This is a genomic window from uncultured Frigoribacterium sp. (assembly GCF_963515265.1).
In the GTDB taxonomy this organism is placed as follows: Bacteria; Actinomycetota; Actinomycetes; order Actinomycetales; family Microbacteriaceae; genus Frigoribacterium.
On record NZ_CAUPYL010000242.1, the window covers coordinates 1 to 3,261 of the forward strand.

The 3,261-nt window shown below is 72.6% G+C and carries 2 protein-coding genes; both read right to left on the reverse strand.

The window, feature by feature from the left end; genetic code table 11:
- Positions 1-1,550 (reverse strand): beta-galactosidase (locus RWM17_RS13290; protein WP_314104421.1); only part of this gene is annotated, 1,550 nt, incomplete at its 3' end.
- 166 nt (positions 1,551-1,716) lie between these two features.
- A complete protein-coding gene (locus RWM17_RS13295; protein ID WP_314104424.1) occupies positions 1,717-3,072 on the reverse strand; it encodes an extracellular solute-binding protein in 1,356 nt (451 codons plus the stop codon).
- Positions 3,073-3,261 lie beyond the last annotated feature (189 nt).

The following is a 3,261-nucleotide window of genomic DNA, read 5'->3' on the forward strand; positions in this document are numbered from 1 at the left end:
TCGCCCGGCACGGTCGCGCCGCTGGAGAGGGTCGCGACGACCGCCCCCAGGTCGAGCGGCGTGCTCCGCCAGCCGGTCAGCTCGGCGCCGTCGAGCAGCGCGGGCCCGACGAGGCCCTTCGCCTCGCCGATGCGGACGCCGTAGTTGACGCGTCCCTGGTCCTCGACCAGCACCTCCAGCACGCGGCCCGGCGGCACCGTGATCGCGCGCTCGTGCTGGTCGCGCTGGAGGACGCCCACCCGCCGACCGTCGACGGAGACGACGGCGCGGTCGCGCACCCCCGCGAACGACAGCACCCGGGGCTCGTCGCCGGCCGGCAGGTCGACGCGGTGCAGGGCGAAGCCGCGGTAGCTGCCGAGCGCGTCCATCGTGGGCACGTCCTCGGTCCCGATCCAGCCCGAGGCGCCGGCGCCGAAGCCGATGCCGGCGCCGGCGCCGACGCCGACGCCCATGCCGGGGTCCCCGCCGATGACCGGTCGCGCACCGAGGTCGCCGACGACGTCGCCGAGGCGCACGCTCCGGTCGAACGTCGTCGACAGCACGGGCGACGGCGACCGCCGCGCCGGCACCTCGTCGGGCACGGGCAGGTGCCGCGCGATGACCTCGCGGAACGCGAAGAACTTGTCGGTCGGCCACCCCGCCTCGTCGAGGGGAGCGTCGTAGTCGTACGAGGTCACGTGCGACTGGTAGGTGCCCTTGTGGTTCGCGCCGTTCGTGAAGCCGAAGTTCGTGCCGCCGTGGAACATGTAGATGTTGACCGACGCGCCCGCCGTCAGCAGCGCGTCCAGCTCGCGTGCCGCCTCCTCGACCGGGGTCGTGTGGTGGTGCTCGCCCCAGTGGTCGAACCAGCCGTCCCAGAACTCCGAGCACATCAGGGGCCCGGTCGGCTGGTGGCGGCGCAGGGTGGCGAGCCGCTCCTGGGCGCGCGACCCGAAGCTGCCCGTCTTGTGCAGCTCGGGCAGGCTGCCCGCCGCGAGCATCTCGTCGGTGGGCTGGTCGACCGTCGTCAGGGGCACCACCACGCCGGAGGCGCGGGTCAGGTCGACGAGGTGCCGCAGGTACCCGGAGTCGTCGCCGTACGCGCCGTACTCGTTCTCGATCTGCACGAGCACGACGGGCCCGCCGTGGTCGATCTGCCGCGGCACGACGATCTCGTAGACGCGCTCGAGGAACTCGTCGACGGCGGCGAGGTAGAGCGGCTCGCTGCGGCGGACGCCGACGGCAGGGTCGTCGAAGAGCCAGCCGGGCAGGCCGCCGCCGTCCCACTCGGCGCAGATGTAGGGGCCGGGGCGCACGATCGCGTGCATGCCCTCGGCGGCGACGAGGTCGAGGAACCGGCCGAGGTCGAGGCCCGCGCTCGTGTCGAAGTCGCCGCGGCGCGGGGAGTGCGCGTTCCAGGCGACGTACGTCTCGATGGTGTTGAGGCCCATCAGCCTGGCCTTGTGGATGCGGTCGGCCCACTGGTCCGGGTGCACCCGGAAGTAGTGCAGGGCGCCGGCGACGACCCGGTGCGGGGCGCCGTCGAGCTCGAAGTGGTCGGGGCCGATCACGAAGCGCGTGCTCGTGGGGGCGGTGCTGCTGCTGATGGTGTTCCTCCGGTGGGGCGAGGGGACGTGGCGACGGGGAGGCGCGACGTGCGTCGCGCCTCCCCGCTGCGGTGGTCAGGCGGTGCTGCGGTGCTGCTGGTGGTGCTGGTCGTGCGTGTGCCGCGAGGCCCTACTCGGTCTCGACCGTGAAGCCCTGCTGCTCACCGTACGAGGCCGTGGCCTTGGCCCACTCCTCGAGCACCGGGTCGAGCGAGGTGCCGTTGGTGTAGGCCGACGACGCGCTGTCGCTGAAGATGCTGTTCGCGTAGACCTGGAAGGGCAGGTACTGCCAGTCGGGCAGCACGTCCTGGGCGGCCTGGCCGAGCACCTCGTTGATCTTCTGGCCGCCGAAGTACTCGGGGGCCTCCGCGAGGAATTCGGGGTCGGTGAGGTCGGCCGTGGTGGACGGGAAGCCGCCGGCGTCGAACGAGATCTGGCGCCCCTCCTCCTCGGCGGTGGCGAACTTGGCGAACTCGGCGGCGACGAGCTTGTTCTGCGACTGCTCCATCACGGCGATCGACGATCCGCCGTTCTCGGCGGTCGCGGTGTCGCCCTCCTCGTACTGGGGCATCGGGGCGACGCGCCACTGGCCGGAGCCGTCGGCGGCCTGCGCCTCGAGGTTGCCGGGCATCCAGGCGCCGGTGAGCATCGTCGCGATCGAGCCGTCGCCGAGGGCACGGAACCACTCGTCGGTCCAGCCGGGGGTCTGCGCGAGCGAGCCGTTCTCGACGAGGGTGTTCCAGGTCGAGGTCCAGCGCTTGGCGCCCTCGTCCTGCAGGTCGATCGAGACGGTGTCGCCGTCGACCGAGTAGGGGTGCCCGCCGGCCTGCCAGATCATGCTGGTCGTGAAGCCCGCGTCGCCGGTGTCGCCGGCGATGAACTGGTTCGGGTCGGCAGAGTGCATCGTCTCGGCCGCGGCGAGGTACTCGTCCCATGTCTTCGGGACGGCGATGCCGTACTTGTCGAAGACGTCCTGGCGGTAGAACATCGCCATGGGGCCGGAGTCCTGGGGCAGGGCGTAGACGGCGTCGCCGTCGGTGACGGAGTTCCACGTCGAGGCGGTGAAGTCCTCTTCGAGGTCGCCGTAGCCGTAGCCGCTCAGGTCGGCGAGCGAGTCGCCGAGCGAGAACTGGGGGATGGCGAAGTACTCGACCTGGGCGACGTCGGGGGCGCCCTTGCCGGCCTTGATCGCGTTCTGCAGCTTCGTGTACTGGTCGGCGCCGGTGCCGACGTTCTGCACGTCGACGGTGATGTCGGGGTGCGCCTTCTCGAAGGCCTCGGCGATGGGCTCGACGGCGGGGGCCCAGGCCCAGACCGTGATCGAGGACTTCTCCTTAAGGGCCGCGGCGAGCTCGTCGCTGGTCGCGGTGTCGGCGCTGGCGCCGCCTCCGGAGCCGGAGGAGCAGGCGGCCAGCGAGCCGGCCAGGGCGATGCCGAGACCGAGAGCGACGACGCGCTTCGCGGTGCGGGGGAGGTTACGGGACATGGGTGGTGCCTTTCACTTCATCGTGCAGGTGGGACGGGGGAGTGGCTCTGGAACGGGAGGGGCTGTGGTGCGGGAGGGGACGAGGAGGGGCGGGGGGGGGGGGGCGGCCCCCCCCCCGGCGAGAACCCCCCCGCCGCGCGGCCGCCCCGCCCCGCGCGCGGGGGGGCGAGGAACACCACCCCGCACGGG

Coding starts and splice junctions, on each gene's coding strand:
- RWM17_RS13295 (WP_314104424.1), bottom strand. CDS start 3,072: ATGTCCCGTAACCTCCCCCGCACCGCGAAGCGCGTCGTCGCTCTCGGT.